19 protein-coding genes, 1 tRNA gene and 1 pseudogene are annotated in these 26,430 nt (G+C 64.7%); 9 read left to right on the forward strand and 12 right to left on the reverse strand.

The features are described 5' to 3' along the window. Window positions 1-261 precede the first annotated feature (261 nt). From U1700_RS12750 to U1700_RS12760, 3 genes are read right to left on the reverse strand one after another with little or no spacing between them, the layout of a single operon-like run. Window positions 262-1,449: a sterol desaturase family protein gene (locus U1700_RS12750; RefSeq protein WP_332753065.1), complete on the reverse strand. Its 1,188-nt coding sequence runs from the start codon at window positions 1,447-1,449 to the stop codon at window positions 262-264. Next, complete coding sequence (locus U1700_RS12755; RefSeq protein WP_332753066.1) at window positions 1,446-4,847, reverse strand: acyl-[ACP]--phospholipid O-acyltransferase; 3,402 nt, start codon at window positions 4,845-4,847, stop codon at window positions 1,446-1,448. The genes U1700_RS12750 and U1700_RS12755 overlap by 4 nt, the downstream gene beginning before the upstream one ends. Window positions 4,848-4,850: 3 nt before the next feature. Further along, window positions 4,851-7,706, reverse strand: coding sequence for a DUF2339 domain-containing protein (locus tag U1700_RS12760; RefSeq protein WP_332753067.1), 2,856 nt, complete (start codon window positions 7,704-7,706; stop codon window positions 4,851-4,853). A gap of 164 nt (window positions 7,707-7,870) precedes the next feature. Here U1700_RS12760 and U1700_RS12765 point away from each other — a divergent pair. Further along, window positions 7,871-8,275 (forward strand): annotated as a pseudogene (locus tag U1700_RS12765) (TetR/AcrR family transcriptional regulator); the annotation flags it as partial. 124 nt (window positions 8,276-8,399) lie between these two features. Here the strand turns inward: U1700_RS12765 and U1700_RS12770 are convergent. Continuing rightward, a tRNA-Gln gene (locus tag U1700_RS12770) sits at window positions 8,400-8,473 on the reverse strand. Window positions 8,474-8,628: 155 nt separating this feature from the next. Here U1700_RS12770 and U1700_RS12775 point away from each other — a divergent pair. The 4 genes from U1700_RS12775 to U1700_RS12790 all read left to right on the forward strand — a co-directional run bounded on the left by U1700_RS12775 (window position 8,629) and on the right by U1700_RS12790 (window position 11,518). Further along, the gene (locus tag U1700_RS12775) at window positions 8,629-9,660 is read left to right on the forward strand and encodes a Ppx/GppA phosphatase family protein (protein ID WP_332753068.1); all 1,032 of its coding nucleotides are present in this window, start codon (window positions 8,629-8,631) and stop codon (window positions 9,658-9,660) included. A gap of 10 nt (window positions 9,661-9,670) precedes the next feature. Then, window positions 9,671-10,366, forward strand: a complete 696-nt coding sequence (locus U1700_RS12780; RefSeq protein WP_332753069.1) for an RlmE family RNA methyltransferase — start codon at window positions 9,671-9,673, stop codon at window positions 10,364-10,366. 299 nt (window positions 10,367-10,665) lie between these two features. Further along, window positions 10,666-10,947, forward strand: coding sequence for an ArsR/SmtB family transcription factor (locus U1700_RS12785; protein ID WP_332753070.1), 282 nt, complete (start codon window positions 10,666-10,668; stop codon window positions 10,945-10,947). Window positions 10,948-11,008: 61 nt separating this feature from the next. Continuing rightward, complete coding sequence (locus U1700_RS12790) at window positions 11,009-11,518, forward strand: SRPBCC domain-containing protein (protein ID WP_332753071.1); 510 nt, start codon at window positions 11,009-11,011, stop codon at window positions 11,516-11,518. 25 nt (window positions 11,519-11,543) lie between these two features. On the opposite strand, the gene U1700_RS12795 is transcribed toward U1700_RS12790, so the two are convergent. From U1700_RS12795 to U1700_RS12805, 3 genes are all read right to left on the reverse strand, one after another. Next, on the reverse strand, window positions 11,544-12,266 hold the full coding sequence (locus U1700_RS12795; protein ID WP_332753072.1) for a DsbA family protein: 723 nt from the start codon (window positions 12,264-12,266) through the stop codon (window positions 11,544-11,546). Next, the gene (locus U1700_RS12800) at window positions 12,263-13,627 is read right to left on the reverse strand and encodes a M48 family metalloprotease (protein ID WP_332753073.1); all 1,365 of its coding nucleotides are present in this window, start codon (window positions 13,625-13,627) and stop codon (window positions 12,263-12,265) included. The genes U1700_RS12795 and U1700_RS12800 overlap by 4 nt, the downstream gene beginning before the upstream one ends. A 107-nt stretch (window positions 13,628-13,734) precedes the next feature. Further along, complete coding sequence (locus tag U1700_RS12805; protein WP_332753074.1) at window positions 13,735-16,455, reverse strand: Rne/Rng family ribonuclease; 2,721 nt, start codon at window positions 16,453-16,455, stop codon at window positions 13,735-13,737. Window positions 16,456-16,839: 384 nt separating this feature from the next. Here U1700_RS12805 and U1700_RS12810 point away from each other — a divergent pair, with 384 nt between their 5' ends. From U1700_RS12810 to U1700_RS12825, 4 genes are all read left to right on the forward strand, one after another. Beyond that, window positions 16,840-17,718: an N-acetylmuramoyl-L-alanine amidase family protein gene (locus tag U1700_RS12810; protein ID WP_332753075.1), complete on the forward strand. Its 879-nt coding sequence runs from the start codon at window positions 16,840-16,842 to the stop codon at window positions 17,716-17,718. Window positions 17,719-17,781: 63 nt separating this feature from the next. After that, a complete protein-coding gene (locus U1700_RS12815) occupies window positions 17,782-20,394 on the forward strand; it encodes a penicillin-binding protein 1A (RefSeq protein ID WP_332753076.1) in 2,613 nt (870 codons plus the stop codon). A gap of 36 nt (window positions 20,395-20,430) precedes the next feature. Further along, window positions 20,431-21,558, forward strand: coding sequence for a peptide chain release factor 2 (prfB, locus tag U1700_RS12820; protein WP_332753077.1), 1,128 nt, complete (start codon window positions 20,431-20,433; stop codon window positions 21,556-21,558). Continuing rightward, the gene (locus U1700_RS12825; protein ID WP_443025950.1) at window positions 21,548-22,252 is read left to right on the forward strand and encodes a methyltransferase domain-containing protein; all 705 of its coding nucleotides are present in this window, start codon (window positions 21,548-21,550) and stop codon (window positions 22,250-22,252) included. Before prfB ends, U1700_RS12825 begins: the two co-directional genes overlap by 11 nt. A gap of 49 nt (window positions 22,253-22,301) precedes the next feature. Here U1700_RS12825 and U1700_RS12830 read toward each other — a convergent pair whose 3' ends face one another. From U1700_RS12830 to accB, 5 genes are all read right to left on the reverse strand, one after another. Next, window positions 22,302-22,706: a JAB domain-containing protein gene (locus U1700_RS12830; protein WP_332753078.1), complete on the reverse strand. Its 405-nt coding sequence runs from the start codon at window positions 22,704-22,706 to the stop codon at window positions 22,302-22,304. An 81-nt stretch (window positions 22,707-22,787) separates the two neighbouring features. Then, window positions 22,788-24,044 carry an MFS transporter gene (locus tag U1700_RS12835; protein ID WP_332753079.1) on the reverse strand — a complete coding sequence of 419 codons (1,257 nt, stop codon included), beginning with the start codon at window positions 24,042-24,044 and terminating at the stop codon, window positions 22,788-22,790. 85 nt (window positions 24,045-24,129) lie between these two features. Further along, a complete protein-coding gene (locus U1700_RS12840; protein ID WP_332753080.1) occupies window positions 24,130-24,513 on the reverse strand; it encodes a hypothetical protein in 384 nt (127 codons plus the stop codon). A gap of 53 nt (window positions 24,514-24,566) precedes the next feature. Then, window positions 24,567-25,928 (reverse strand): acetyl-CoA carboxylase biotin carboxylase subunit, encoded by a 1,362-nt coding sequence (gene accC / locus U1700_RS12845; protein WP_332753081.1) that lies wholly within the window; start codon window positions 25,926-25,928, stop codon window positions 24,567-24,569. Window positions 25,929-25,935: 7 nt separating this feature from the next. Then, a complete protein-coding gene (gene accB / locus U1700_RS12850; RefSeq protein ID WP_332753082.1) occupies window positions 25,936-26,421 on the reverse strand; it encodes an acetyl-CoA carboxylase biotin carboxyl carrier protein in 486 nt (161 codons plus the stop codon). Window positions 26,422-26,430: the final 9 nt, after the last annotated feature.

The raw sequence follows: 26,430 nt of genomic DNA on the forward strand, positions 1-26,430 counted from the left end.
TCTGATCGGAATGAACGTACAACGATACAATGGCGCGCTTCGCTCCGCTTTCAACCATCCGTTGAATGGCCGCATGTCTTTTTCTGGCTCTTGGGGTGATGCGCGAGCGCTCGATATCGCGAATGCCGATAGCGGGCCGGCGGGGCTGGCTGCCGCTCTGCTGCTTCACCGCGAACTGGCCAGCGACCTGGATCCAGGCGGCGCTCGTACCGCTACTCATTGATCGCTCGGCGATCGGTCCAGCTCTCGCCGAGCATCGAGTCACTTGCCACCCGTCACCCCGGATTCGGTAGGGTCGCCGGCCTCATCGCGGCGGCGGCGAAAGGGGTAGATGAACTGGGCACGATATCCGTGCGGCACCCGTTCGGGAACGCCATAGCCGCCCGGCCACCGGCCAGCGGGAAAATGAAACGTCCCGAACAGTCGGTCGAGCAAAGGGAAATGGATCGCGAAATTTTTGTCGACGCCTTCTGCCTCGCTCGCATGGTGCCAGTGGTGAAACCGCGGGGTGACCAGGAAATTCCCCAGCCGATTAAAGTCGCCGCGCAGGTTCGCGTGGACGAGCGATGCGTAGACGTAGACGAACGCAATATAGGCCTGCATCACCACCGGCGCGAAACCGATCGTCAGTAACGGCAGAGAGGTTACGCCGCGAAGCAGGATGATCTCAACGAAATGCATCCGCGCCCCGGCGAGCCAGTCCATTGCTTTTGCCGAATGGTGAACCGCGTGAAAGCCCCAAAGAAAGGGCACACGGTGAAAAGCGCGGTGGAACCAATATTGGGCAAGATCGGTCAGCACCATGACTTCGACAAATTGCAACAGCATCGGCTGAGCGGCGACGACCGCGCGGATATCGGCAAGGCCACCGGTTCGCGCCATGATGAGGGTCGACGGAGCCAGCGCCAGGAACGTGATCAGCTGGACCATCATCGAACTGACGAGATAATAGAACAGGTCTTCGCGCCATTCGATGCGGAACAGTCGCTGTTCGCGCCGCTTGGGGAAAAGCCGTTCGATCGGCGCGAACATCAGCCCTGTGGCGACCATGTTGAGCGCGAAGAAGTCGATCCCGAAGAATATCCCCCAGTGACGGCTTTCGTGGGGCTGGACCCCGGCACCGCCAAGCAGAGTTGCGCCAAGAGCAATCAGCAGCGCGGTTGCGCCAATCGCCTTGCGCGGTCGCAGCAGGAGGCTGAGCAGCGCCAGGCCATACGCTGTGATGAGGACAGCATGGACCACCAGGCGAAAGCTCGACGAGTCACGGATCGCGGCCAGTTCGGGCATGGCGAACCAGGTCGGCCAGCGCAGCGCCATGACGAAGCAAAGCCCGGCGATGGCGAAGATCAGGGCGAAGAAGCCGGTGAACCAGCCGCTGCCGAACCGCCGAACCTCGATCGGCGACTGAAGATCGCGTTCAAGATCCTTGAGATAGTTGCGCACCTTCATTTCCCCCCGCCGACCGCCAGCGCAGTCATGGTCACATAGTCGATCTTGCCCGTGCCCAATACGGGCAGGGCATCGACGATTCGAATGTCGCGCGGCACCATCAATTCGGCCACGCCGTTCGCCTTGGCCCATTCATGAAGCTCGTTTGCCGACGCGTCGTGGTGGGTCGAGAAAAGGATCAACTGCTCGCCCTTGCGTGGGTCGGGACGGGTCACGACGGCATGATCGAAGCCGGGCCACAGTGCGGCGGCATAGCCTTCGACTGCCGGCAGCGAGACCATTTCGCCACCGATCTTGGCGAAACGCTTGGCGCGGCCACGGATGGTGATGAATCCCGCTTCGTCGATCGTCACGATATCCCCACTGTCGTGCCAGCCATTCTCGGGCGGCTGAAGCACACCCGGTTGATCGACCTTGAGATAGCCTGCCATGACATTAGGACCGCGGATCGACAGGCGACCGCCTTCGACAATCCCCGGAATTGCATCGAGGCGACTTTCCATGCCGGGTAACAGCCGCCCGACACTGCCCGCCAGGAAATGCATCGGGGTATTCACCGCGATCACCGGCGAGGCCTCAGTCGCGCCATAGCCTTCGAGAATGCGCAGGCCGAATTTGTCGGCGTAGGTCCGACGGGTTTCGTCGCGGACTCGCTCGGCCCCGGCGAAGATGTAGCGCAAGGAGTAAAAGTCATAGCCATGCGCCATGCGGCCATAGCCCGACAGGAAGGTGTCGGTCCCGAACAGGATCGTCGCGTTGGCGTCGTACGCCAGCGCCGGGACGATCCGATAGTGAAGCGGGCTGGGGTAGAGCAAAGTCTTCACCCCCGCCAGAATCGGCAGCAACGTGCCGCCGGTCAGCCCGAAGCTGTGGAATACCGGCAGTGCGTTGAGCACCACGTCGCTCGCGCTGAAATCGATCCGCGCAGACAATTGGTGACAGTTGGCGAGGAGGTTGCGGTGGGTCAGGACGACCCCCTTGGGCACGCCTTCCGATCCGCTGGTAAACAGGATCACCGCGGGCGCCGTGGGAGAGATGCCGAGTCGGCGATGTGCGCGCTCGGCGAACGGCGAGGCGATGAGCGCGCGCAGCTTGGCGCGCTTGCCGATCCCGGCGGCTAGATCTTCGAGATACCGGACGATAATTCCCTCTGCGGCGAGCGCCTCGACGGTCGGCCCGAGCTTGGCCTGCTCTACGAATGCTCGTGCGGTAATGATGGTACGAATATTGGCTGCGATGCACGCAGCCTTCAGACTGGCGAGACCGGCGGTATAGTTGAGCATTGCGGGGACTCGGCCTCGGGCCTGCAGCGCGAAGAAAGTGACCACCACGCCGCTGACATTGGGCAGCAGGACGCCGACCGCTTCGCCTTCGCGCGTTGCCATGGCCAGCGGTTCGCCCAGTGCAATCGCTCCGGTCACGAGCCGACTATAGCTGAGCGGGCTGCGCTTGATGTCCTCGATTGCCAGCGCCTTGCCGCCATGGACAGCGCGGGAATGGAGCAGCGCCTGGAATAGCGTCCGGTCAATATCCGACGTCGCGAAAATCATGTCGCTCATCACGTCGTAGAGTTTGCGTCCGGCCGCTGCCCGCCGCTCGCGCGCGCTGTCACCGGTGACTTCGAACCGGCGCGGCGGGAGGATGGTGAGGTCGATCTTGGGAAACCAGCGGCCCCGCACCTTGCCGGACAAGCGCGAGAAAGGGGTGAACTGGGCGCCATCGATGCGTACCGGGATGATCGGGGCATCGGCCTTGTCGGCGACCATCCCGGGCCCGTCGAACACTTTCATCAGCGCGCCGGTTGTCGTGATGCGCCCCTCCGGGAAGATCACAAGCGTGCGGTCATCGCGCACGGCCTTGACCATCGCCTTGGCGGCCATCGGATTGGTCGGATCGACCGGAAAGGCGTCGAACATGCCAAGGAAGGGCTTGATCCACCACGCCTTGGCGATGCGGCTGTGGACGGCGAAGGTCGGCTTGCCGGGGAGGAAGGCCGCAAGCAGCAGGCCATCGAGGAACGAGACATGATTGACGACGACGACGGCCGGCTCCCCGGGCCTTGGCATATTCTCGCCGCCATGCACCTCGACCCGGTACAACAGCGTCAGCAGCGAGCGGACAAGCGCCTTGAAGATCGTTTCCGGCAACAGCCAGCACGTGATGAGCGCGACGGCCAGCGTCGAAAAGCCGAGTACCCCGATGATCCCGGGGATGGTCGTTCCCGCCGCCATCAGCGCGAGCACGGCGGCAACCATCGCCACCGTCACGAGGGCGTTGACGATGTTGTTGGCTGCAATGATCTGCGACCGACGTTCGGGAACACTGTGCGTCTGGAGGATGGCGTAGAGCGGGACGATGAACACGCCGCCCGACATGGCGGTCCCGGCGATCGCGGCGATAATGGTCCAGCTGCCGCGTGCGACCAGGAACGCCGCAACTGACGACTCAGCGCCGACGGCAACGAAGTTGCTAGTCGCCAGCCACAGGATGATGAGCGACCCTGCCATCGCGAGCGCGGCTATCGGCACAAAGCGGGCCGAAACTTCTCCCTTAAGCAAGCGATTGACCGCCAGGGCACCGATCGCGACGCCGACCGAGAAAACCAGCAGGAACAGGGTGACCAGGGTCGGGCCGGCACCGAGCGTCGACTTTACTAGCGGCGCAAGCTCCGACAGGATGATTGCGCCGATCGAGAAGAACCAGCTGATCCCCAGGATCGCCAACCACACACCGCGACCACCGTGGGCGGCCCGCAAGATGCTGATCGTGCCGCGCAGGATGTTGAGGTCGATTGCAGGGCGCTGATTCATCGAAGGTGCGCTGGGGACGGCAAGGCTGGCCAATGCCCCGAAGATCGCGATCCCGGTGGCAACCATGCCCGCTTCCCACGGCGGGATCACGCCGCCGAGCAGCTGGCCGCCGAGGATGGCGAGGAAGGTACCAGCTTCGATCAGGCCCGTCCCGCCCATGATTTCGCCGTCATGGAGGTGCTGCGGAAGGATGGAATATTTGATCGGCCCGAAGACTGTCGAATGCACCCCCATCAGGAACAGGCAGCCGAGTAGCAGGGGAATGGATGCCGTCCAGAAGCCGGCCAGCGCCAGCGCCATGATCACGATCTCGGCCAGCTTCACCAGGCGAATGAGGACCGCCTTGTCATAGCCGTCCGCAAGCTGCCCGGCGATCGAGGAGAAAAGGAAATAGGGCAGGATAAACAGGCCGGTCGCGACCGTCGCCAGCATTTCCGCCTTGGCCGGCGCTGCTGCATAAAGCGTGAAATTCGCGAAGAACAGCAGCGCGAACTTGAACAGATTATCGTTGAACGCGCCCAGGAACTGGACTGCGAACAGCGGGCCGAAGCGGCGCCTGCCGAGCAACGAAAGATCTGGTGCCGACATGCTCTATGATTCCCCCTCGACCGCGATAGGCGGCAACCCCGAATCTTTGGTTAACCGTGAGACATCAGGAAGGTAGCGGGCATAAAGCCAGCCCAGCCCGATCAGGCTGAAACCGAGCGCGGCGAACGAACCGATCCGCATGACTCCGTCGAGGCCACTGGCGTCGAACAGGAATACCTTGGTCACTGCGGCCAGCATCAGCACCAGCGATGCGATCCGCCAGTCCCGTTTGGCTGACTGGATCCCGTGCCCGAGGAAACCGAGCGCGAGCAGGATGAGCAGCACCGACCTTGCAATATCCTCGCCTTGCCCGACGCCCCCTTCGACTAGGAACGAGCCGTGGACCAGTTGGCGCAGCATCGACGCGGCGAGCAGGAGGACAAGCATCATCTGCAACCCGCCGCGAAGGCGATCGGCGATGTCGGACAGCCCGAACTTTCGCGCAGCCCACAGGATAGCAAAGGCCACGCCGTAAGCGGGAATAAGAAGATTCACGAGCGGCCACTCGCCGACCGCCTGCTCCGCCCACAGCGGGTTTTGGTAAAGCGTGGTGAACAGGACGAAGTGCGCGATACTGGCACCGGCAAAGGCTAAGGCGACCGGTCGCCAGTGGCGGATCGAAACAAGCGCGACAAGCGCCAACAGTGCCTCCCACAGGGTACGTTCGGCTAGCCCACAGCGGGCGAAGGCGGTGGCATCGGCAATTGCGAACAACTGTTTGTAAGCGACGTGTGCAGTGATCAGCGCGAACGTCGCGGCGGTGGCGATCGCGAAAAGGCGCGGGCGCGGCGCCTCAGCACGCCATGCGACGACGATCAGCGCAAACGCCGGAAGCGCCAGTCGCAGGAGCGTGTCATCGAGCGTCGGGAGCATCGTCATGAATGTCGGCATCGCGACCAGCGCTGTTAACCCTGCCGTCAGCCAGGCGAAGAAGGGCAGCGCTGTCCAACCCGCCACCAGCACCCCAGCCGAAAGAACTGCCGGCCACAGGCGCCGCTCGAGCGCCAACCCGGCAAGCATGGCGGTTGGAACAAGCGAAAGTAGCGAAGACGGCATGACCTGCGCGACGCCGACGTAGAACAGGAGCACGGCGATCGGCTGTGCGATAACACTCGCGAACGGGATTTTGCCGCGCCACGCGAAAACTGCGGCGCCAGCAGCGGGGACGAGCCAGCGCAGGGCATCCGTCACGGTCCCGGGCTCGCCCAGCCCGACCGCGCGATATGCAAAGATTTCGGGCGGAACTGATGCCGCAACGAGGGCGGCGGCGCCGATCGCCCACGCGCTCCGCTCGATCCGCCAGTCGTCCGCGACCGTCGAAAAGAGCAGCGTCCCGACGGCCATGACGGCGATGCCCGGCGCAACTGCCCACGCGGGTACGATGATTGTCAGCGCCAGCGAAAGCAGGCCGGCAACGGTGGTCGCCACGATCGCAAACCGGGCATCATCGCGCCGCGTCGCGCATGACCAGCCAAGCAGCCCGATGCCCCCGGCAAGTCCCGCGCCGAGCAGCGCGAGCAGCGACATAGTGCGATCGGTAAGCGCGAAGTGAAGCGCCGGCAGCAGCATGATCCCGATCGCCAGCGCTGCGACTTCGCCGGCGTCGGCCTGACGTCCACGAACGCTCCAGATCCGCCGCCCCGCCGCACTGCCATAAATTGCGGTCATTCCGGCAAGGACTAGCGACAATGTTTCCATGGACGGCGTCGGCCACCATGCGATCAGCATGACCGAAACCATCAGGCCGATCCGGGTCAGGTCCCGAAGCGCGGGTTCGCGAGCCGCCATCCAGACGAGCGCAAGCGAGATCAGGCCGAACAGCGCCCACACCAGAGGTTCGAAACCGCCCATGGCGACGAGCGCGGCGAGCTGGGCGCATGCCGCTAGGCTCGCAATGAAGCGCAGGGTCGTGACCCGGGGGTTTCCGGACGATATTGCTGGCAGTAGAATGCCGATGAGCAGGATCAGCGCGCCGATCGAGACCAGTCCGGCCGAATCGAGTGCGCTGCTGAAGATCATCACCGCGCCCCACCCAAATCCGCCGACCAGTGCGCCGATGCCAAGCCATGCCCAGCGCTGCGTCCTCGACAGTCCACACAGCCCCGCTACCGCCAGCGCAAGATATGCGGAGAGCAGGGGCACGTCGGGCGTGGTTGATCCAACGAGCGCGGGTGCCGCAAGCCCACCGATCAGTCCAAGGACTGCGCTCGGTGCGCCGAACCTTATCGACAGGCCGCCGGCCAGCGCGGTTGTGATCGCCATTCCCACGAATGCGGGGATCGGACCGATCAGGTGATAGAGGTTCGCCGCGACCAGAATGCTGGCATAGAGGGTCGCAACGCCGGCACCGGCCAGGGCCTGGCGAACGCGCGGATCGCGTACCACATCGTCCTTGCGCAGCGCCATTTCGGCCCCGACAATGAGCGACGTTCCGAATAGCAGTCCGAGGATGACCCGCACCACGGGTCGCAGAAGCCCGATCTCGATCGAATATTTGACGATCAGGAAGCCTGCGACGGCCAGCGTTGCGCCACCTGCCCAGATTGGCAGGGTACGGCCGAACAGTTGCTCGAAGCCGATGCGGGGAAAGGCGAAGCGAGGGCCCTCTTCAACTTCGTCGGGCTTAAGGGCGGCGATTTCGGGTTTGGAATTGGATAGCGGGGTGACCGACGGAATGGGATTGGGTGGCGGTTCCGCCGGCGCGACTTCCCCTGACGGTTCAGGCCATTGCTCGACCGCGGCGACCGCGCCAGCCAACGACGGTTGCTCCAGCCATTCGACGCGACGGGTAAGCTCGCCGACCGCAAACCATAGTTTCGCGCAGACCATCACCATGCCAAAGATTATCAGCGCGCCCATGTTCGCTCTCCCGTCAAGGAACCGCCATACCGTAAAATGAGCGCCGTTCAATATAATAATTATACACCGCTCAGTTTTTCGGTTATCAGCTTCTCATGGGTAGAAGATCCGATCATAGCCGCGCCGAGTTGCAGGCACTTATCGTCGCCGTCGGTCATGTGCTGATGGCCGAGCAGGGCTTTGCCCGCTTCTCGACCCGCGAGGTGGCCAAGCGGATCGGCTATTCGGTGGGCACCATCTACAATATGTTCGAAAATGCCGACGCGCTGGTGGTGGCGATCAACACTTGTACCTTCGCGCTGTGGGCGGATCATCTCAAGACAGCCTTGCAGGATGGCGGGGATGATCGGATCGGAGCGCTGGTCGAAGGCTATTTCGACTTCGCTCAGACCAATCCCAATTTGTGGATGGCGATCTATGAGCATCGGATTCCAGCCACGATGCCGATTTCCGAAAGCGACGCGGCGACCCGCGCCGTCCTGACCGCGATCGTGATCGAGGAAGTGGCCCGGGCACTGGATAGCGAGATTAATGCAAGCGTCTCGGCGCTGTCGCGATCGTTGATCGCCACGGTCCATGGCCATTGTGCCTTTGCCGTGTCGGGCAGTTTCGCGCTGATGGGTGAGGACCATCCGGTCGACATCGCCCTTGCCCGCGTTCGCGAAAGCCTGGAGGCGCATGGAGCGTGGCCGCTGGATGCCCCGCGAGGATTCGAACCTCGATTAACGGAGTCAGAGTCCGTAGTCTTACCATTAGACGACAGGGCAATGCCGGCGCCGCGCAGATAGGGGAGGGGGATGCGCCCTGTCAACGCCGCCGCACCACGCTCGCCCGTTGCCAGAGGCGGATCATATGGAGTAAACCGGGGACAGGTCAGCCGCGAGTATGTCTCGCGGTGCAGGAAAAGATTGGTCGCGACGTCATGGCGCAGTTCGCCGCCACCGCCTCCGCGCCCCCCGGCGCAGGGGATCCGCATTCCCACAAGGGTGCGACACGTCATACTTATGGCGCGGTCGACCTTGGCACCAATAATTGCCGGCTGCTGATCGCTCGTCCCGACGACGGGACGTTCACCGTGCTCGATGCCTTTTCCCGGGTCGTGAAGCTGGGTGAGGGGCTTGGCCAGACCGGGCGGCTGTCGCAGCCGGCGATGGACCGAACGGTCGCCGCCTTGTCGATCTGCGCCGACAAGCTTCGCCGCCGCAATGTCTCGCTCTCCCGCTCGGTCGCCACCGAGGCCTGCCGCCGCGCCGAAAATGGCTGCGAATTCGTCGAGCGGGTCAGGGTCGAGACCGGGCTCGCGCTCGACATCATCCCGCCGCAGGAGGAGGCCCGGCTGGCAGTGCTGGGCTGCCACAAGCTGCTCGAGCCCGGCGACGGCCCGGCCCTGATCTTCGACATCGGCGGCGGATCGACCGAGCTGGTGCTAGTCGAGCCGGGGGAGGTCAGCCCCCGCATCCGCGCCTGGTGGAGCGCGCCGTGGGGGGTCGTTTCCCTCACCGAAACCGAAGGCCGCGAAGCGATCGAGGGCAAGGACCGTGTCGCCGCCTATGAGCGGATGCGCCAGCGGGTGTTTCGCAGCTTTGCCCGCTTCGTCGACATGCTCCCCGAAAGCCGCGAGGATATTCGCCTGCTTGGCACGAGCGGCACCGTCACCACCCTTGCCAGCGTCCACCTCGCCCTGCCGAGCTATGACCGGCGCGCGGTCGACGGGCTTCAGGTGCCGATCGAATCAATGCGCGAAATCAATGCGATGATCGCCCGCATGGACCTTGCCGAGCGATCTGCCTTGCCGTGCATCGGCGCCGAGCGGGCCGACATGGTGGTGGCCGGCTGCGCGATCCTCGACGCAATCCTCGACATCTGGCCGGCCGAACGGCTGGGCATCGCCGACCGCGGAATTCGCGAGGGCATCCTGCGCGCCCTCATGGCCCGTGACGGATATGTGCTGTGAGCAGCGGCCGATGAGCAGGGGTGGCCAGGGCGACCGGCAGCGGATCAAGACCGCCAAGGGACGCAAGTCGAGCTCGATCCGCTGGCTCCAGCGGCAGCTTAACGACCCGTATGTGCGCCGCGCCCAGGCCGACGGATATCGCAGCCGTGCGGCGTACAAGCTGACCGAACTCGACGAGCGGTTCGGCTTCCTTAAGGGCTGCACGCGGATCATCGACCTTGGCATCGCACCCGGCGGCTGGGCGCAGGTCGTTCGCCGCCAGGTCCCCAAGGCGCGGATCGTCGGCATCGACCTGTTGCCGACCGACCCGATCGACGGGGTCATCATCCTGGAAATGGACTTCATGGAGGAAGCCGCGCCCGAGACGCTGCGCGAGGCGCTCGATGGCGAGGCCGACCTGATCCTGTCGGATATGGCCGCCAACACCGTCGGCCATCCGCAGACCGACCATCTGCGGACGATGGGGCTGGTCGAGGCGGCGCTCGACTTCGCAACCGAGATATTGCGCCCCGGCGGAGCGTTCGTGGCTAAGGTGCTGGCGGGGGGCGCGGATCACGGGCTGGTCGCCGAGCTCAAACGCCATTTCACCACGGTCAAGCACGCCAAGCCGCCCGCCAGCCGCAAGGGATCGAGCGAATGGTATGTCGTTGCGCAAGGTTTCAAGGGCCGAGTCGCGGTCACGGATGAGGGTGACGACGAGGGCTGAGCGGAGGGTTTGTGGCTCGCGAGTCTTTGTTGGCTCGCCTGTCGCTTCCGCTCGCTCGCGGGCGGCGGCATTTTGGACAAGTAGACAGTGCATCGCGGTTTTGTGACATGCATGTCAGCGATGTCGTGCGTGACCCGCGTGTCAACGAGTAGCCGTTGGTCAGGGATGGCGCGAAATATCATCGGATGAGGCAAGCATAAACGGCCACTTGTAGGACAGGAAAATCGGGCAGAGCGCATAAAGTCGTGCGCCATGAAGCCCTTGCACAGCCTCGCCGAATCCACTAAACACTGAACCATATGGTTCACCATTTGCCCTTCGCGCTCGATGCTTCGTTCCGCGCGCTGTCCGACGTTACTCGCCGTGGCGTGCTTGAGCAGCTGGGGCGATCCGAAGCGTCCATCACTGCGCTCGCCGAGAAATTCCAGATGACCCTCACTGGCATGAAGAAGCATGTCAGCCTGCTCGAACAGGCCGGGCTGGTGCGCACCGAAAAGATCGGACGAGTGCGTACCTGCCGGTTGGGCGGTCGCGGGCTCGAGGCCGAAATGAGGTGGATCGAGGAGTATCGACGGCGATGAGACGAACGCTTCGACGCGCTGTCAGCTGTGGTCGAAAATATGATTCAGCAGGAGAAAAGTGATGGATCAAGCCAAGGATAAGCCCACGTCTCCGGCGAGCCGGACCGTGGCGGAACGCGTGTCCGATCGCGAGCTGGTGGTCCGGCGAAGCTTTGCCGCGCCGGTGCGGATCCTGTTCGAGGCCTGGACCAAGCCCGAGTTATTCAAACAATGGTGGGTGCCGAAGTCATTCGGCCTGACCCTGCTGTCGTGCGAGATGGACGTTCGGGTCGGTGGCAAATACCGCCTCGAGTTCGGTCATCCCGCTTCCGATCAGCCGATGGCTTTCTTCGGAAGCTATAACGAGGTGATCCCCGATGCGCGCGTGGCGTGGACCAATGAGGAAAGCCCGGACGGCGCAACGACCACGGTGACCTTCGAGGAAATGGACGGCCGCACGAATATTGTCATTCACGACCTCTTTCCATCGAAGGAAGCACTCGACAGTGAGATCGCGTCCGGGGCGACGTCCGGGATGAGCGAAACGCTGGCGCAGCTTGAGGCCTTTATCGGCGACATGCTTCGGTCGTGAGCGGGTGCGAAGCGGACGCCGCTGCCTAGCCCTTTGCGGCGCGAGCGTCCGCCACCGCCTTCTTCAGCGCGTCATATCCTACTGCGGAGTTGATCACACGGTCGCCGACGACGAACAGCGGGGTGCCGGTCGCGCCCAACTGGCCGGCGATCTGGAAGTTGCGCTTGAGTTCGGCTTCCTGCTCGGGAACCTCCTGCGGGGTGGGCGCGACGCCGAGGGGGGTGGCGACGCTGGCGATGCTTTCGGGGCTGGGCGGGCCTGCGGCGTAGAGCGCGTCATGGTAGGCAGCGAACTTGCCGGCTTTCGATGCGGCGAGCGCGACGCGCGCGGCGGCAAGGCTGTTGGGTCCAAGAATGGGAAGCTCGCGAAAGACGACGCGTAGGCCCTTGTCCTCGGCCAGCAGCCGTTCGATGTCGGGGATGCTCTTGCGGCAATAACCGCAGGCATAGTCGTAATATTCGACCAAAGTGACGTCTGGCGTGGCCGCGCCCTTCCATGACGAACCATAAGGGGTTTCGATGGCGATGCGGTTGGCGGCGATTACCGGCGCATATTGGCGGTCGCGCAGTGCATTGCCGGCGTCGACCAGCATCGACGGGTCGGCGATCAGCGCCTTGCGCACGGCATCGGGCCCGACCAGTCGCGGGGCATAGGCCAGCCCGATGGCCCCGGTCAGCAGCGCGCCGATGATCCCGCCGGCGATGGCCGGTCCCCATTTGCCCCCGGCGGCCCCCTGCATGTCGCTCATTTTTTCTTCTTCTTGTCCTTCTTCAGCGCGGCTTCGCTGACCATGGCGATGTCCTGCGCGCGAAGATAGTCGGGTGTGCCCGCTTTCAACCCGTTGAGTGCCATCTTAGCACTGGCGAGGGCCAGCTTGTTCTCGCCCTCGAGGTTGTTGCGCTCGGCGGTGGCGAGCGCGGCGCGGGGGGCGTCGCCGTCATGGTCGTAGACGATGCCAAGTTGGTACCAGGCGTCGGGATTGTCATTGTCGCGGGCGATGGCGGCCTTGAGGACAGAGCGGGCTTCGGGGTAGTTCTTGGCGTCTTCGGTCGCGACGAGGGCGTGGCCGAGCAAAGCGGCGATCATCGGCTTGTCGGGCGCGCGGGCGACGGCAAGGCGCAAGGGCGTGAGAGCATCGCGCGGCTGGCCGCCCTCGAGCAATATCTGGCCCTTCAGTTCGAGGAAATAAGGGTCGTTGGGGGCGAGGCGGAGCAGCGCATCGGCTTCCTGCGCGGCTTTTTCGGGGTAGGCGCCGAGGTGATAGGCGTAGGCGCGGGCATAATGGGCGGGGATGCCCTGGTCGCTCTCGGGATAGGCGATGATGGCGCGCTTGGGGTCGACATAGCCGAGCAGCTTGGCCTTGACGCGTTCGAAGCGCGCCTCGAGCGCGGGGTCGATCGGCTTTTTCCACGCGGGGTCGGCCTTGTAGATCTGCTCGAGCGCCTGGATGCGGTCGCTGTTGAGCGGGTGGGTGCCGGCATAATCATCCTTGTGGACGATGCCGAGGCGATATTCCTGGTTCTGCAGTTTCTGGAAGAATTGGAGCGTGCCCCTGCCGCTGATCCCGGCAGTGGTGAGATAATGGGCGCCGGCAAGGTCGGCGCTCGATTCCTGGGCGCGGCTGAACGAGAAAAGATTGGTTTGCGCGGCCTGCTGGCCCGCCGCCATGATGCCCATCCCGGCATCGCCCGCGCCGGCCGCCATGGCCGCTGCGCCGAGCAGCAGCGAGAGCAGGCTGATCTTGGTCGCGACCGCCTCGCCGTCACGGATACGGATCGAGTGGCCGCCCGCGACATGGCCGAGTTCGTGGGCGATGACGCCTTGGAGCTGGTTCACATTGTCGGCGGCGGCGAGCAGGCCCGACTGGATATAGACCGTCTGCCCGGTGGCGACGAAGGCGTTAATCTCGGGGTCGTTGAGGAGGACGACGTTGACGCTCGTGGGATCGAGCTTGGCCGCCTGGATGAGCGGTTTGGAAATGTCGCGAAACAGCGCCTCGGTCTCGCTGTCACGAAGCACGGCCTGCGCGAAAACGGGCTGGGCAGCGGTGAGCGTGAGGGTCACGCCGATGAGCGCGGTGCGGGCGGCGCGCCAGGTTCGATTGGTCATGCAACGGTTTCCCACCGGGGCGATGAACCGGCCATGAAAAACGTGCCCACGAAAAAGGCGGCACCAGGCATTTGCCCGGCACCGCCCTTTACGTTGTGCATCATTGTTTAGCCGAAGGTCCGCGACCACCAGCCGCTGCGGCGCGGCTCGTCACTGTCGGGGTCGTCGGTAAGGGTTGCAGTGTCGGTGGTCGCGACCGCGTCGGCTTCGACCTTGGCCGGAGCCCTGGTCCTGCTCGGCTTCGGTTTGGTGGGCGCTTCAGCGGCGACGGCTTCCGGCGCGGCGGGTTCAGCCGGGGCGGCGTCGGGTTCGGCCAGGTCGGCCATAGGAGCCTTCTTGGCGCGCGAGCGACGCTTCGGCTTGGCGGCGTCGTCGGTGGCCGGGGCCTCCTCGGGCGCAGCGGCTTCGGCGGCCGGAGCCGGGGCGGGCGCCTCGACCATCGGCGAGGCGACCGTCTCGCTTGCGACGTCCTTGCGGGCGCGCGGGCGGCGGCGGGTCTTGGGGGCCTCGTCGACCGCCTCGATACCGTGTCCGAGCGTGTCGCCTGCAGGCGCCGGATCGGGCTCGATCATGGGCGCGGAGTCCGTAGCGATGGTCTCGCTCTCGGTGCCATCACCCTCGCCACGCTCGCGGCGGCGGCTGCCACCGCGGCGACCACGACGCGCGCGACGCGGGGCTTCGTCACCTTCGGCGCGTTCCTGCTGGCGGTCTTCGGCTTGCTGATGAGCCTGCGCAGGCTGGTCGTCATTCGACGGCTCGGCGTGGCCATCCTCGGCATAGGGCTGGTCGCCGTCGTCGGCATTCGGCGCATGGTCGCCCTCGGCGCCCTGCTCCTCGCCATCCTCGCGGCGATTGCGGCCACGGCCACCACGGCGGCGACGACGACGACGGCTGCGCCCATCGCCTTCCTCGCCTTCGCGAGCTTCACGCGGGGCGCGGTCGCGCGGGCCACGATCGTCGTCGCTGGCTTCTTCCTCAATCTCGACGTCTTCCTCGTCGATCTCGTCTTCAAATTCATCGTCGGCAATGTCGTCGACGATCGGCGCGGGGAGGGCGCGCGGCGGGACGATCGGGCGGTCGCCCGCACTGTCACAGGCCATGCGCGCGCCTTCGAAGCTCTCGTCGACCAGCACTTCAACCGACACGCCGTAGCGCGCCTCGATCTCGGCGAGCTCGGCGCGCTTGCGATTGAGGACATAGATGGCGGCTTCACGCCCGGCGCGAAGGATGATCCGGTCGCCGCGACCGCGGGCGGCCTCGTCCTCGATGATCCGCAGGGCCGAGAGGCCGGCCGACGACGCGGTCCGCATCAGGCCAGTGCCCTCGCAATGAGCGCAGGGCCTGGTCGAGGCTTCGAGGACACCGGTGCGAAGGCGCTGGCGGCTCATTTCCATGAGGCCGAACGAGCTGATCCGGCCGACCTGGATGCGGGCGCGGTCGTTCTTGAGCGCTTCCTTCATCGCGCGCTCGACCTTCCGGTTGTGCGACGACTGTTCCATGTCGATGAAGTCGATGACGACGAGCCCGGCCATGTCGCGCAGGCGAAGCTGGCGGGCGATTTCGTTGGCGGCCTCGATATTGGTCGCGAACGCGGTCTGTTCGATATTATGCTCGCGGGTCGATCGGCCCGAGTTGATGTCGATCGACACCAGCGCTTCGGTCGGGTTGATCACAAGATAGCCGCCGGACTTTAGCTGGACGAGCGGCTGGTACATCGCCGACAATTGGTCCTCGACGCCGTAGCGCTGAAAGATCGGGGTCGGGTCATTGTAGTTGGTGACGCGCTTGACGTGGCTCGGCATCAGCAGCTTCATATAGCTGCGGGCGGCCTTGTAGCCGTCCTCGCCCTCGACGATTACCTCGTCGATTTCGCGGTGGTAGAGATCGCGGATGGCGCGCTTGATGAGGTCGCTGTCGCGATAAATCAGCGCCGGGGCGGAGGAGCCCAGGGTGCGCTCGCGTATCTCGTCCCACAGGCGGGCAAGATAGTCGAAATCGCGCTTGATCTCGACCTTGGTGCGCTGAAGGCCCGCGGTGCGGACGATGAGGCCCATTGTCGAAGGGAGCGAGAGGTCGCTCATGATCGACTTCAGCCGCTTGCGATCGGCGCCGTTCGAAATCTTGCGGCTGATCCCGCCACCATGCGAGGTGTTGGGCATGAGCACGCAATAGCGGCCGGCGAGGCTGAGGTAGGTGGTCAGGGCCGCGCCCTTGTTGCCGCGCTCTTCCTTGACGACCTGGACAAGCAAGACTTGCCGACGTTGAATCACGTCCTGGATCTTATACCGGCGGCGAAGGGCCTGGCGCTTCTTGCGAAGTTCGTCGGCAGCGCTTTCGTCGACCGGTGAACGCGACGAGCCGGTTCCGGCCTCGTCGACTCCAGCAATTACGCGCGGCTCGCCGTCGTCATCGTCATGATGGTCGTCGTCATCATCGGCGTCGGCCGACCGCGGGGCGTCCTCGAAGCCGTCATCGTCATGATCGCCATGATCATCATCGTCATAGTCGCCATTGCCGCGAAGACGTTCTTCCTCGGCGGCATGTTCGGCCTCTTCGCGCAGCAGCGCGTCGCGGTCGGACTTGGGGATCTGGTAATAGTCGGGATGGATTTCCGAGAAAGCGAGGAAGCCGTGACGGTTCCCGCCGTAATCGATAAACGCCGCCTGGAGCGACGGTTCGACCCGAGTCACCTTGGCGAGGTAGATATTTCCCTTGAGCTGTTTGTGCTCGGCAGATTCGAAATCGAGTTCCTCGATCCGGTTACCCTTGGCGACTGCGACCCGGGTTTCCTCCGGGTGGCGCGCGTCGATCAGCATGCGCATGGTCATTGATATTACTCCGGCCGCGCGCGGCGGGCAGTGCCTCGCGGCGCGCGTGCATAGGGGCCAGGCCCGACCGGAGCGTTCCGGCGGGCACAGCGGTGCTTGTGAAAAATGCCTCTGCTGCAATGGTCATCCCGACACTCGTCGGGAAGGACGCGCCGCGCGGCTCTGATGAGAGCTGGCGGAAAGCGTCCTGTGAAGTCATGCAGCGTCAACCTTGACTGCCGCGCCGGAAAAGGCCGCGCGGCGATGGTCTGTCGAATGGACGACGGACAGGGCCGACTAGCATCGCGCGCCCCGCGCCGCAATGGCCCGACCCCTGCGAAACTGCTAAACTGGCGTTAACCTCGTTGGGCCATCTATGATATCGGTTGAAGGCGGGAGTGTGCGTTGGGGGCAGGCAAAAGGCAGCGGGCGATGATGGCGGCGGGGATAGCGGTCCTCGTCATCGGCACAGCCGTGCTGTTTCGCGTGTCGGGACACCGCGGGGACGAGGCCGGCAAGGCGCTGGTCGGTGAGGCGCGCGGCGGCAGGCTGACGCTCGACCTGCCCGGCGCGGTGGCCGATGTCGCGGTGAGCGAGGCGCGCGTTCCCGGGCGACCGATCGTGCTGATCGACCCGGGGCACGGCGGGCATGACCCGGGAGCGCGGGGCGCATCGGGCAAGGTCGAGGAAAAGGCGCTGACGCTGGCGCTGTCGAGCGAGCTTCGCGATTTGCTGGTTGCACGCGGGCGAGTGCGGGTGGCGTTGACGCGGACCGACGACCGCTATGTCCCGCTGGAAAGCCGCGCGGATCTTGCGCGGCGGCTGGGGGCCGGGCTGTTCGTGTCGGTGCATATGGATCATGCGCCCAACCCGCTGGCGCGGGGGGTGACGGTCTATTCGCTGTCGGACGTTGCATCGGATGCCGATGCGGCGCGCTTTGCTGCGGCCGAAAATGGCCGGGCCGAACCGGCGTCGAGCGAAACCAATGGCGCGGTCAGGGCGCTGCTCGACGATCTCGCGCTGCGCGGCGAGATGGAGGATGGTGCGGCGCTGGCCGAGCGGATCGTGCGGCGCGCAGCGGGGCCGGTGCTGCTGCGCCCGCGCCCGCACCAGTTTGCGGCGTTCCACGTGCTGCGGCGGGCGGCAACCCCGGCGGTGCTGGTCGAGGCGGGCTATATAAGCAATATCGATGACGAGGCGGCGCTGGTGACGCGCGACGGCAGGGCGCCGCTGGTGCTGGCGCTGGCACAGGCGATCGAGGCGGACCTGGCGGTACGGAAGTAGGAATTGTTGGCGAACGCGCTAACCCTTTGCGGCCGCGCGCAGAGGCGGCTAGACGAGGCCGCGATGGTTACCTTTCCCCAGCTTCGCCTGCCTGCTTTTCGGCGCCCGAGCTTTGCCTTTCTCGATCGGCTGCCCGACATGGTGGCGTTCAACGGTCGGGTCCATTCGCGGGTCGATCCGTTGTTCGAGCGGCGGCCGGTGCGGTTCGTGGCGTATGCGCTAAGCGCGCTGTTGCTGCTGTTCGCGGTGGGCTGGCTATATTTTTCGGCGGGCTTGCCGTCGTCCGAGAAGCTGATGGCCTATCAGTCGGCGCTGCCGACCAATGTGCGCGGTTATGACGGTGACCCGATCGGCAGCTTTGCGCGCGAGCGGCGGGTCGAACTGGCCTATGACGAATATCCGCCGCTGGTGGTGCATGCGTTCATCTCGGCCGAGGACAAGACGTTTTTCAGCCATGGCGGGATCGATTATCCGGGCCTTGCCGCGGCGGTGTTCGACTATGGGCGCAAGAAGATCACCAGCGGCGCGCGGGCGCGGGGCGGATCGACGATCACCCAGCAGGTGGCGAAACACATGCTCGGCGACGATGAATATTCGGTCAAGCGCAAGGTGCGCGAGGCGATCCTCGCGTTTCGGCTCGAGTCGACGCTGACCAAGCCGCAGATTTTGGAAATCTATCTCAATTCGATTTTCCTGGGGCGCAACGCCTACGGGGTGCAGGCCGCCTCCAGGGCCTATTTCGACAAGGATGTCGCCGACCTGACCTTGCCCGAAGCGGCGTACCTCGCGGTGCTGCCCAAGGCGCCGTCAAATTATGATCCCGAACGCGCGACCGAGAAGGCGCTGGCCCGGCGCAACTATGTGCTCAAGGAGATGCTGGCCAACGGCTTCATCAGCCAGGCCGAGCATGACGCCGCAAAGACCACCCCGCTGGGCGCGATCCGTTATGGCAGCGGGACGCATGTCCGCGAAGCGGGCGGTTACTTCATGGAGGAAGTGCGCCGCGAGCTGCTTAAGAAATATGGCGAGAAGAGCGAGGATGGGCCCAACAGCGTCTATGCCGGCGGGCTGTGGGTGCGGTCGTCGATGAACCCGGTGATGCAGGACGCGGCGGCGGACGCGCTGCGCGAGGGGCTGGCAAATTTCGATGGTGGGCGCGGCTGGATCGATCCCAAACTGAGCCTGAACATGAACCGGGACTGGCGCGGGCAGTTGCTGGCGACGCCGCTGGGCACGGGTTTTGCCGACTGGTCGAAGGCGGTTGTGCTCGACAAGAGTGGGGGCGAGGTGACCATCGGGCTGCCCGACGGATCGACCGGAACATTGCCGTCATCGAACGCGGTCCAGCCCAAGCGGGGCGTCGGCGGCGCAGCGTTCAGCTATCTGCGCCGTGGCATGGTGATCATCGTCAAGAAGGTCGGCACGATGTCCTATGCCCTGCGATCGATCCCAGAAGTGTCGGGCGGAATGGTCGCCCAGGAAGTGCGCACCGGCCGGGTGCTGGCGATGCAGGGCGGGTTCGATGTCATCGGCTCGTCCTATAATCGCGCGACCCAAGCGTGGCGTCAGCCGGGATCGGCATTCAAACCGATCGTGTACGAGACCGCATTGGAAAATGGGCTGAGCCCGGCGACGATCCTGATGGATGCACCGCTGTGCGCCTATCAGGGCGCCGCGCTGGGCAATAAATGTTTCAAGAATTTCGACGGGAGCTATGCCGGGCCCAAGACGCTGCGGTGGGGCGTGGAGCAATCGCGCAACCTGATGACGCTGCGCGCGGCGTCGCAGACGGGGATGGAGAAGGTCGTCACGACCGCCGAGAAGCTGGGCGTCGGCAAGGGACGACTGCCGGCCTATCTATCGATCGCGCTGGGCGCGGGGGACGTCACCGTGTCGCAGTTGGTCAACGCCTATGCGATTTTGGCCAACGGCGGACGGCAGGTGAAGCCAACCGTGATCGACTATGTCCAGGACAGGTTCGGCAAGGTCATTTATCGCACCGACAATCGCTGTGCCGTGATGGGCAATTGCAGCGCGCCCGACTGGGATGGCAAGGCGATGCCGCGCCCGCCCGAGCGCGCGCGCCAGCTGCTCAACCCGCTGGCTGCTTACCAGATGGTCCACATCATGGAAGGCGTGATCGAGCGCGGCACGGCGACCACGCTGCGCGATCTCAACCGGCCGATGTTCGGCAAGACCGGGACGACCAACGGCCCGACCAACGTGTGGTTCGTGGGCGGCACGCCCGAAGTCGTCGGCGGAGTTTACCTTGGCTATGACCAGCCGCGCAGTCTTGGCGGCTATGCGCAAGGGGGAAGGATCTCTGCACCGATCTTCAAACAATTCGCGCAAAAGGCGTTCGTCGGAATGCCGCCGATCCCGTTCATCGCGCCACCCGGGATCCGCATGGTGCGGATCGACCGGATTACCGGCAAGCGGGTCTATGGCACCTTCCCGACGACTGAAGACCCCAAGTCGGCGGTGATCTGGGAAGCCTTCCAGCCCGAAACCGAGCCACGCCGCAGCTTCCGCCGCAATGACGATGTGGCGGGGGACGGGACGGCACCGGGTGCCGGAGCCGACGCTGTTGCGGCCCGGCATCGGGCAAAACCGCGCGCCACCACGCCCAAGCCCGCCTCCGACGATTTCTTGCAACGGCAGGGCGGCATCTACTAGGCGCGACCGCACGCTTTCATCCCCAAGGAATTGCCCATGCGCGCCGAAGCGCAAGCCTATGTCGACCAGATCAATGCCGCGACCGCGCTGCTGCGCCGCTTTCTCGACTGGGATCGCGCGCACCGTCGGCTCGACGAGTTGAACGCGATGGTCGAGGATCCGAAGCTGTGGGACGACCCCAAGGCGGCGCAGGGAGTGATGCGCGAACGGCGCCGGCTTGACGAGGCAATTGGCGCGACCAGGAAGACAGAGACCGAGCTGACCGACACTGTCGAGTTGATGGACATGGCCGAGGCCGAGGGCGATTCGGGACTGGTCGACGATGCGGTCAAGGCGCTGGAGCAACTGGCGACGAGCAGCGAGCGCGACAAGGTTGCGGCGCTGCTGGCGGGCGAGGCCGACGCCAACAACAGCTATATCGAGGTCAATGCCGGGGCCGGGGGAACCGAGAGCCAGGATTGGGCCGGAATGCTGCAGCGGATGTATTCGCGCTGGGCAGAGCGTCACGGCATGAAGGTCGAACTAGTCGATTTCCATTCGGGCGAGCAGGCCGGGATCAAATCGGCGACGCTGCTGGTCAAGGGCGAGAATGCCTATGGCTATGCCAAGACCGAAAGCGGAGTGCACCGGCTGGTGCGGATCAGCCCGTATGACAGCGCAGCGCGGCGCCACACGAGCTTTGCCAGCGTATGGGTCTACCCAGAAGTCGACGACGATATCGACATCGAGATCAACGAAAGCGACCTAAAAATCGACACCTTCCGTGCCAGCGGCGCCGGGGGCCAGCACGTCAACACCACCGACAGCGCGGTGCGCATCACGCACATGCCAACAAATATCGTCGTCCAGTGCCAAAACCAGCGATCACAGCACAAGAACAAGGCCGAGGCGATGAAACAGCTCAAGGCGCGGCTGTATGAGGCAGAGTTGCAGCGGCGCGAGGCCGAGAGCAACAAGACCGAGGCGGCGAAGACCGACATCGGCTGGGGGCACCAGATCCGCAGCTACGTCCTGCAACCCTATCAGCTGGTAAAGGATTTGCGCACCGGGGTGATCTCGACCGCGCCGGCCGACGTCCTCGACGGCGATCTCGACCGGTTTATGGCCGCTGCCTTGTCGCAGCGAGTGACAGGTGAGAAGGTCGAGGTCGAGGATGTCGACTAGGGTGATGGTCCTGCTGGCGGCGGCTTTGATGGTGCCGGCGCTACTGACGGGGTGTCGCCAGTCGGCGGATAATGGCGGTTTTCCGAAAGCCGACCGAGATGTTGCGCCGATCGTATCGGATAGTTTTTCGACCGAGGATGTCCGCGATCGGGTCGGCGAGGCCGAGGAGGTCATGCGCATGGCGGGGGTGGCGCGCGGGATGTCAGTAGCGGATATCGGTGCGGGCGAGGGCTATTACACCGTCCGCCTGTCGCCGCTGGTCGGGCCGCGGGGGCGCGTGCTGGCCGAAGATATCGTGCCCGCGACTCGTGACCGATTGGCCGAGCGGGTCGGGCGCGAACGGCTCGACAATGTCGCAGTCAAGCTGGGGACGCCCGACGATGCGAAGCTGCCGCCAAAGTCGTTCGACCGGATTTTCCTCGTCCATATGTATCATGAAGTGACCTCGCCCTATGCTTTCCTGTGGCATTTGCGCGAAGGGTTGAAGCCGGGCGGGGAGGTTGTCGTCGTCGATGCCGACCGGCCGACAAAGCGCCACGGGACTCCGCCGGCAAGGCTGATGTGTGAATTTGCCGCGCTGGGGATGGCGCCGGTGAGCCGGAGACCGATCCCGGGGGCCGATGCTTATTTTGCGGCGTTTCGGATTGCGACACCACGGCCTGAGCCGGCAGCGATCAAGCCGTGCACTGCTTGAGGGGCAGTCAGGCAATGACGCTCTGGAGCTGACGGCCTGAGGGACGAGGCTAGAGCAGGCCCATGCGGCGGAAGCTGGTGCAGTCATTGCCCGCGAACAGCAAATGGTCGACGAGCGTCAGGTCGATCGCTTCGCCCGCGATGGCGAGGCGGCGGGTTGCTTCACGGTCGGCGTGGCTGGGCGTGGCGTCGCCGCTGGGGTGGTTGTGCGCGACGACGAGGCCGGCACATTTGCGACTGGCGGCCTCGACCAGGATCGAGCGGAGGGGCCAATCGACCCCGCTGGCATCGCCCTGATGTCGTGACAAATGGACGCAGCGCGCCTCTTCATCGAGATAGGCCACGAACAGCGTTTCGCGCGCCGGGTCGGTGCGGCTGAAACAGTCGGCGAAATAGGCGCGCGCGGCGTCGTATCCGGCCAGTTTTCCAGGAATGTCGATGCGCGTCTGAAGCATGACCCAAGGCTATGCCCGGGTCGTGACGAACGCCACCACAGTTGGCTCCGAATTGGCGCAAGTGCCTGACTCGCGGGGGCCTTATCCCGGTGACACGGCCGCCGGATTGCCGAAGTCGACCGGCTCGACGCGGGGGATGGCGAACAGCCACCAAAGTCCGCCGACAAACGACAGCGCAGCAGCAATGTAGAATGCGTTGGCGTAACTTCCGGTCGAATCGACGATCATCCCGGTCAGGATCGGCCCGAAAATGCCCGACGAATTGCCAATGCCGTTGACCACTCCGACCCAGCTGCCCGACGCACGCGGGCCGGCGAACATCTGGGCGATGGCATAGACGTTGGAGCCGGCGGGCCCCCCGGATACGGCGGCGAACACGAGCCAGAAGGTGATGTGGGGAATGTCGGTCGCCCCCGACAGGCCGAGGACCGCGACACCGGTCAGGATATGCGCGGCGGCCATGAGGCGGGTGCGGAGCGTGCCTTCGTCCCAGCCGCGCGCAACGAGCCGGTCGGAAAGCCAGCCCAGGAACAGCGCAGATGCAGCCTGGACAAGGTAAACCATCGTCAGCAAGCGGGTCATCTCGATTACCTGGAGCCCGCGCGTCTTGACGAGGAACAGCGGCAGCCAGGCGAGGAGGAAAAAGAAAGCATAGGTGTTGGTGAAATGGCCGACGCCCATCGCCCAGACCGCGCGCTCCTTCATCACCCGGCCGATCGGGACCGAGGTCGAGGCGGTGGCGCGCTCCTTCCAGTGGGGCTTCGAGACCATCAGCCACGGGACTAGCCAGAGGAAGGTGACCAGCCCGAAAACGAGGAATACCGAGCGCCAGCCAAAATGGACCATGATCAGTCCGCCGACGAAGATGCCGAGCGCGGGTCCGAGGTAGAGGGCGGAGGCAACCGCGCTATTGGCGATGCCGCGATGCTTTCCGGCGACCTGTGCGGCGATGATCTTCGATGCGGCAGGGAAGGCGACGCCCTCGCCTATCCCGAGCATGACGCGAAGCGCGATTAGTGCGGCCAGACTTCCCGCGAAACTGGTCAGTGTGGTGGCGAGCGCCCACAGGACGAGGCCCGCGGCGACGAGGCGATAAACACAGAAGCGGTCGGTCAGCCAGCCGACGACCAGCTGGGCGGGGGCATAGACCCAGGCGAAGGCCGAGACGGCGAGCCCGAAGCCAGTCGCGCTGAGCATCAGTTCGGTCTTGAGCTGGGGCGCGGCGATGGCGAGTGCGCCACGGTCCATGTAATTAAACAGTACGAGCAGCGCCAGCGCCAGGGTGAGTGCGAACCCGGCGCCCGCGCCCGCTCGCCGTTCGTTTGAAACAGTCGCCATGGATCCTCCCCGCCGGTCGTGGCGACCGTGCCGGGCGAGGCTAGGCGGGGGCGAGCTTCAAGTCGAGTACAGCGCGCAATGCCGGTCAGGCGCGGCGGAACATCGACGGATCGTCTTTCTTGATCCGGATATCGATCAGGTCGCCAGCGTTAACGGTGTAGAATTCATCGTCGCGACCGGTGAATTTGAGTTCGCCATAATGCATCGAGCCTTCGGCCGGGGCGGTCCAGCTCAGATGCATCACTTCGCGCCCGACAAGGCGATTGCCCTTGGGCTTGCCCTTGTCGGCGAATTGGCGAAATTCGGGCGTGGCGCTGCACGGCTCTTCGGTTTCGGTTTTGGCGGCGTCTTTCGCAATGAAGGTGCACGTTCGGTCGATGCTCAGCACCGTTGCCTTGACCGGAATCGTGTTCAAGTCGCAGCCGCCCAGTGCCGCCATCGTCATCATCGAAAACCAGACTGCACGCACGGTCGCCTCCCCAGCAAGGAGCGGCAGCCTAATATGGACGGGTGAAAACCGGGTTAAGCCTCGGGGGTGTCGCGCTGTTCCTCGAGCCAGCGTTCGAGCCACTTGATGGTGTAGTCGCCCGACTGAAAGGCAGGATCGTCGATGATCCGCCGGTGGAGCGGGATGGTAGTCTTCATCCCGTCGATGATATATTCCTCGAGCGCGCGGCGCAGGCGCATGATGCAGCGCTCGCGGGTCTTCCCATAGACGATCAGCTTGCCGATCATGCTGTCGTAATAGGGCGGGACCTTATACCCGGCGTAAAGCCCGCTATCGACGCGGACGTGCATGCCCCCGGGGGCGACGTAATTTTGCACGGTTCCGGGCGAGGGAGTGAAGGTCTCGGGATCCTCGGCGTTGATGCGGCATTCGATGGCGTGGCCGTGGAGGACCACCTCGTCCTGGGTGCAGGACAGGCCGTCGCCCTGGGCGATGCGGATCTGCTCGCGGACGAGGTCCAGCCCTGAGATCATCTCGGTCACGGGATGCTCGACCTGGAGCCTGGTGTTCATTTCGATGAAATAGAATTCGTTGTTTTCGTACAGGAATTCGATCGTGCCGGCGCCGCGATAGCCCATGTCGGCCATCGCCTTGGCGACGATGCCGCCCATATGCTCGCGCTGTTCGGGCGAGATCACGGGGGAGGGGGCTTCCTCCAGGACTTTTTGGTGGCGGCGCTGGATCGAGCAGTCGCGCTCACCGAGGTGGATCGCCTTGCCTTCGCCGTCGCCGAACACCTGGAATTCGATGTGACGCGGGTCATCGAGATATTTTTCGAGATAGACGGTGTCGTCGCCGAATGCGGCGCGGGCTTCGGACGCGGCCTGGGCCATCAGGCTTTCGAGCTGGTCTTCGGAGGGCACGACCTTCATGCCGCGCCCGCCGCCGCCTGACGCCGCCTTGATCAGGACGGGGTAGCCGACAGCGGCGGCGATTTCCTTGGCTTCGGCAATGGTTTCGAGGGGGCCGGGGGAGCCCGGGACGAGCGGCAGGCCAAGCTTTGCAGCGGTGCGCTTGGCTTCGACCTTGTCGCCCATGATACGAATATGTTCGGGCTTGGGGCCGACCCAGATAATTCCGTGGCTTTCGACAATCTCGGCAAACTGGGCGTTCTCGGACAGGAAGCCATAGCCCGGATGGATCGCGTCGGCGTGGGTGATCTCGGCGGCCGAGATGATCGCGGGGATGTTGAGGTAGCTGTCGGTCGCCGAGGGGGGGCCGATACACACCGTCTCGTCGGCGAGGCGAACGTGCATCGCGTCACTATCGGCGGTCGAGTGCACCGCGACGGTCTTGATGCCCATTTCGTGGCACGCGCGATGGATGCGCAGCGCAATCTCACCACGATTGGCGATGAGCAGCTTGGTGATGGCCATGGTGATGCTACTCGACGACGACGAGCGGCTGGTCATATTCGACCGGCTGGGCGTCGGCGACGAGCAGCTGGCGAACGATCCCGGCCTTGGGGGCGAGGATCGGGTTCATGACCTTCATCGCCTCGACGATCAGCAGCGTGTCGCCGGCTTTGACCGTGTCGCCGGGGGCGACAAATTGCTTGCCGCCGGGTTCAGCCGAGAGGAAGGCGGTGCCGACCATTGGGGATTTGACCGCATCGACGGTGGCGACGGGCGCGGGAGCTTCGGGGGCAGCAGCGGCAGGCGCGGCGGCGACCGGTGTGGACTGCATGGATGAGGGGGCGGCGTGCATTGTCGGGGCCGACTCTCGGCGCACGCGGATCTTGCGGTTGCCGTCCTCGACCTCAATCTCGGTCAGGCTGTTGGCGTCGAGCAGTTCGGCGAGTTCGCGCACCAGCGCGGCGTCGACGCGCATCGCGGTCTCCTCCTTATTGCCCTGCTTTTGGTCGGCCATTCACTCAGT

The organism is Sphingomonas sp. RB1R13 (assembly GCF_036663775.1).
Lineage (GTDB): Bacteria > Pseudomonadota > Alphaproteobacteria > Sphingomonadales > Sphingomonadaceae > Sphingomicrobium.

Coding starts and splice junctions, on each gene's coding strand:
- U1700_RS12750 (WP_332753065.1), bottom strand. CDS start 1,449: ATGAAGGTGCGCAACTATCTCAAGGATCTTGAACGCGATCTTCAGTCG.
- U1700_RS12815 (WP_332753076.1), top strand. CDS start 17,782: ATGGTTACCTTTCCCCAGCTTCGCCTGCCTGCTTTTCGGCGCCCGAGC.
- U1700_RS12830 (WP_332753078.1), bottom strand. CDS start 22,706: ATGCTTCAGACGCGCATCGACATTCCTGGAAAACTGGCCGGATACGAC.
- prfB (WP_332753077.1), top strand. CDS start 20,431: ATGCGCGCCGAAGCGCAAGCCTATGTCGACCAGATCAATGCCGCGACC.
- accC (WP_332753081.1), bottom strand. CDS start 25,928: ATGGCCATCACCAAGCTGCTCATCGCCAATCGTGGTGAGATTGCGCTG.
- U1700_RS12800 (WP_332753073.1), bottom strand. CDS start 13,627: ATGACCAATCGAACCTGGCGCGCCGCCCGCACCGCGCTCATCGGCGTG.
- U1700_RS12760 (WP_332753067.1), bottom strand. CDS start 7,706: ATGGGCGCGCTGATAATCTTTGGCATGGTGATGGTCTGCGCGAAACTA.
- U1700_RS12755 (WP_332753066.1), bottom strand. CDS start 4,847: ATGTCGGCACCAGATCTTTCGTTGCTCGGCAGGCGCCGCTTCGGCCCG.
- U1700_RS12785 (WP_332753070.1), top strand. CDS start 10,666: ATGGTTCACCATTTGCCCTTCGCGCTCGATGCTTCGTTCCGCGCGCTG.
- U1700_RS12805 (WP_332753074.1), bottom strand. CDS start 16,455: ATGACCATGCGCATGCTGATCGACGCGCGCCACCCGGAGGAAACCCGG.
- U1700_RS12835 (WP_332753079.1), bottom strand. CDS start 24,044: ATGGCGACTGTTTCAAACGAACGGCGAGCGGGCGCGGGCGCCGGGTTC.
- U1700_RS12825 (WP_443025950.1), top strand. CDS start 21,548: ATGTCGACTAGGGTGATGGTCCTGCTGGCGGCGGCTTTGATGGTGCCG.
- U1700_RS12790 (WP_332753071.1), top strand. CDS start 11,009: ATGGATCAAGCCAAGGATAAGCCCACGTCTCCGGCGAGCCGGACCGTG.
- U1700_RS12780 (WP_332753069.1), top strand. CDS start 9,671: ATGAGCAGGGGTGGCCAGGGCGACCGGCAGCGGATCAAGACCGCCAAG.
- U1700_RS12795 (WP_332753072.1), bottom strand. CDS start 12,266: ATGAGCGACATGCAGGGGGCCGCCGGGGGCAAATGGGGACCGGCCATC.
- U1700_RS12775 (WP_332753068.1), top strand. CDS start 8,629: ATGGCGCAGTTCGCCGCCACCGCCTCCGCGCCCCCCGGCGCAGGGGAT.
- accB (WP_332753082.1), bottom strand. CDS start 26,421: ATGGCCGACCAAAAGCAGGGCAATAAGGAGGAGACCGCGATGCGCGTC.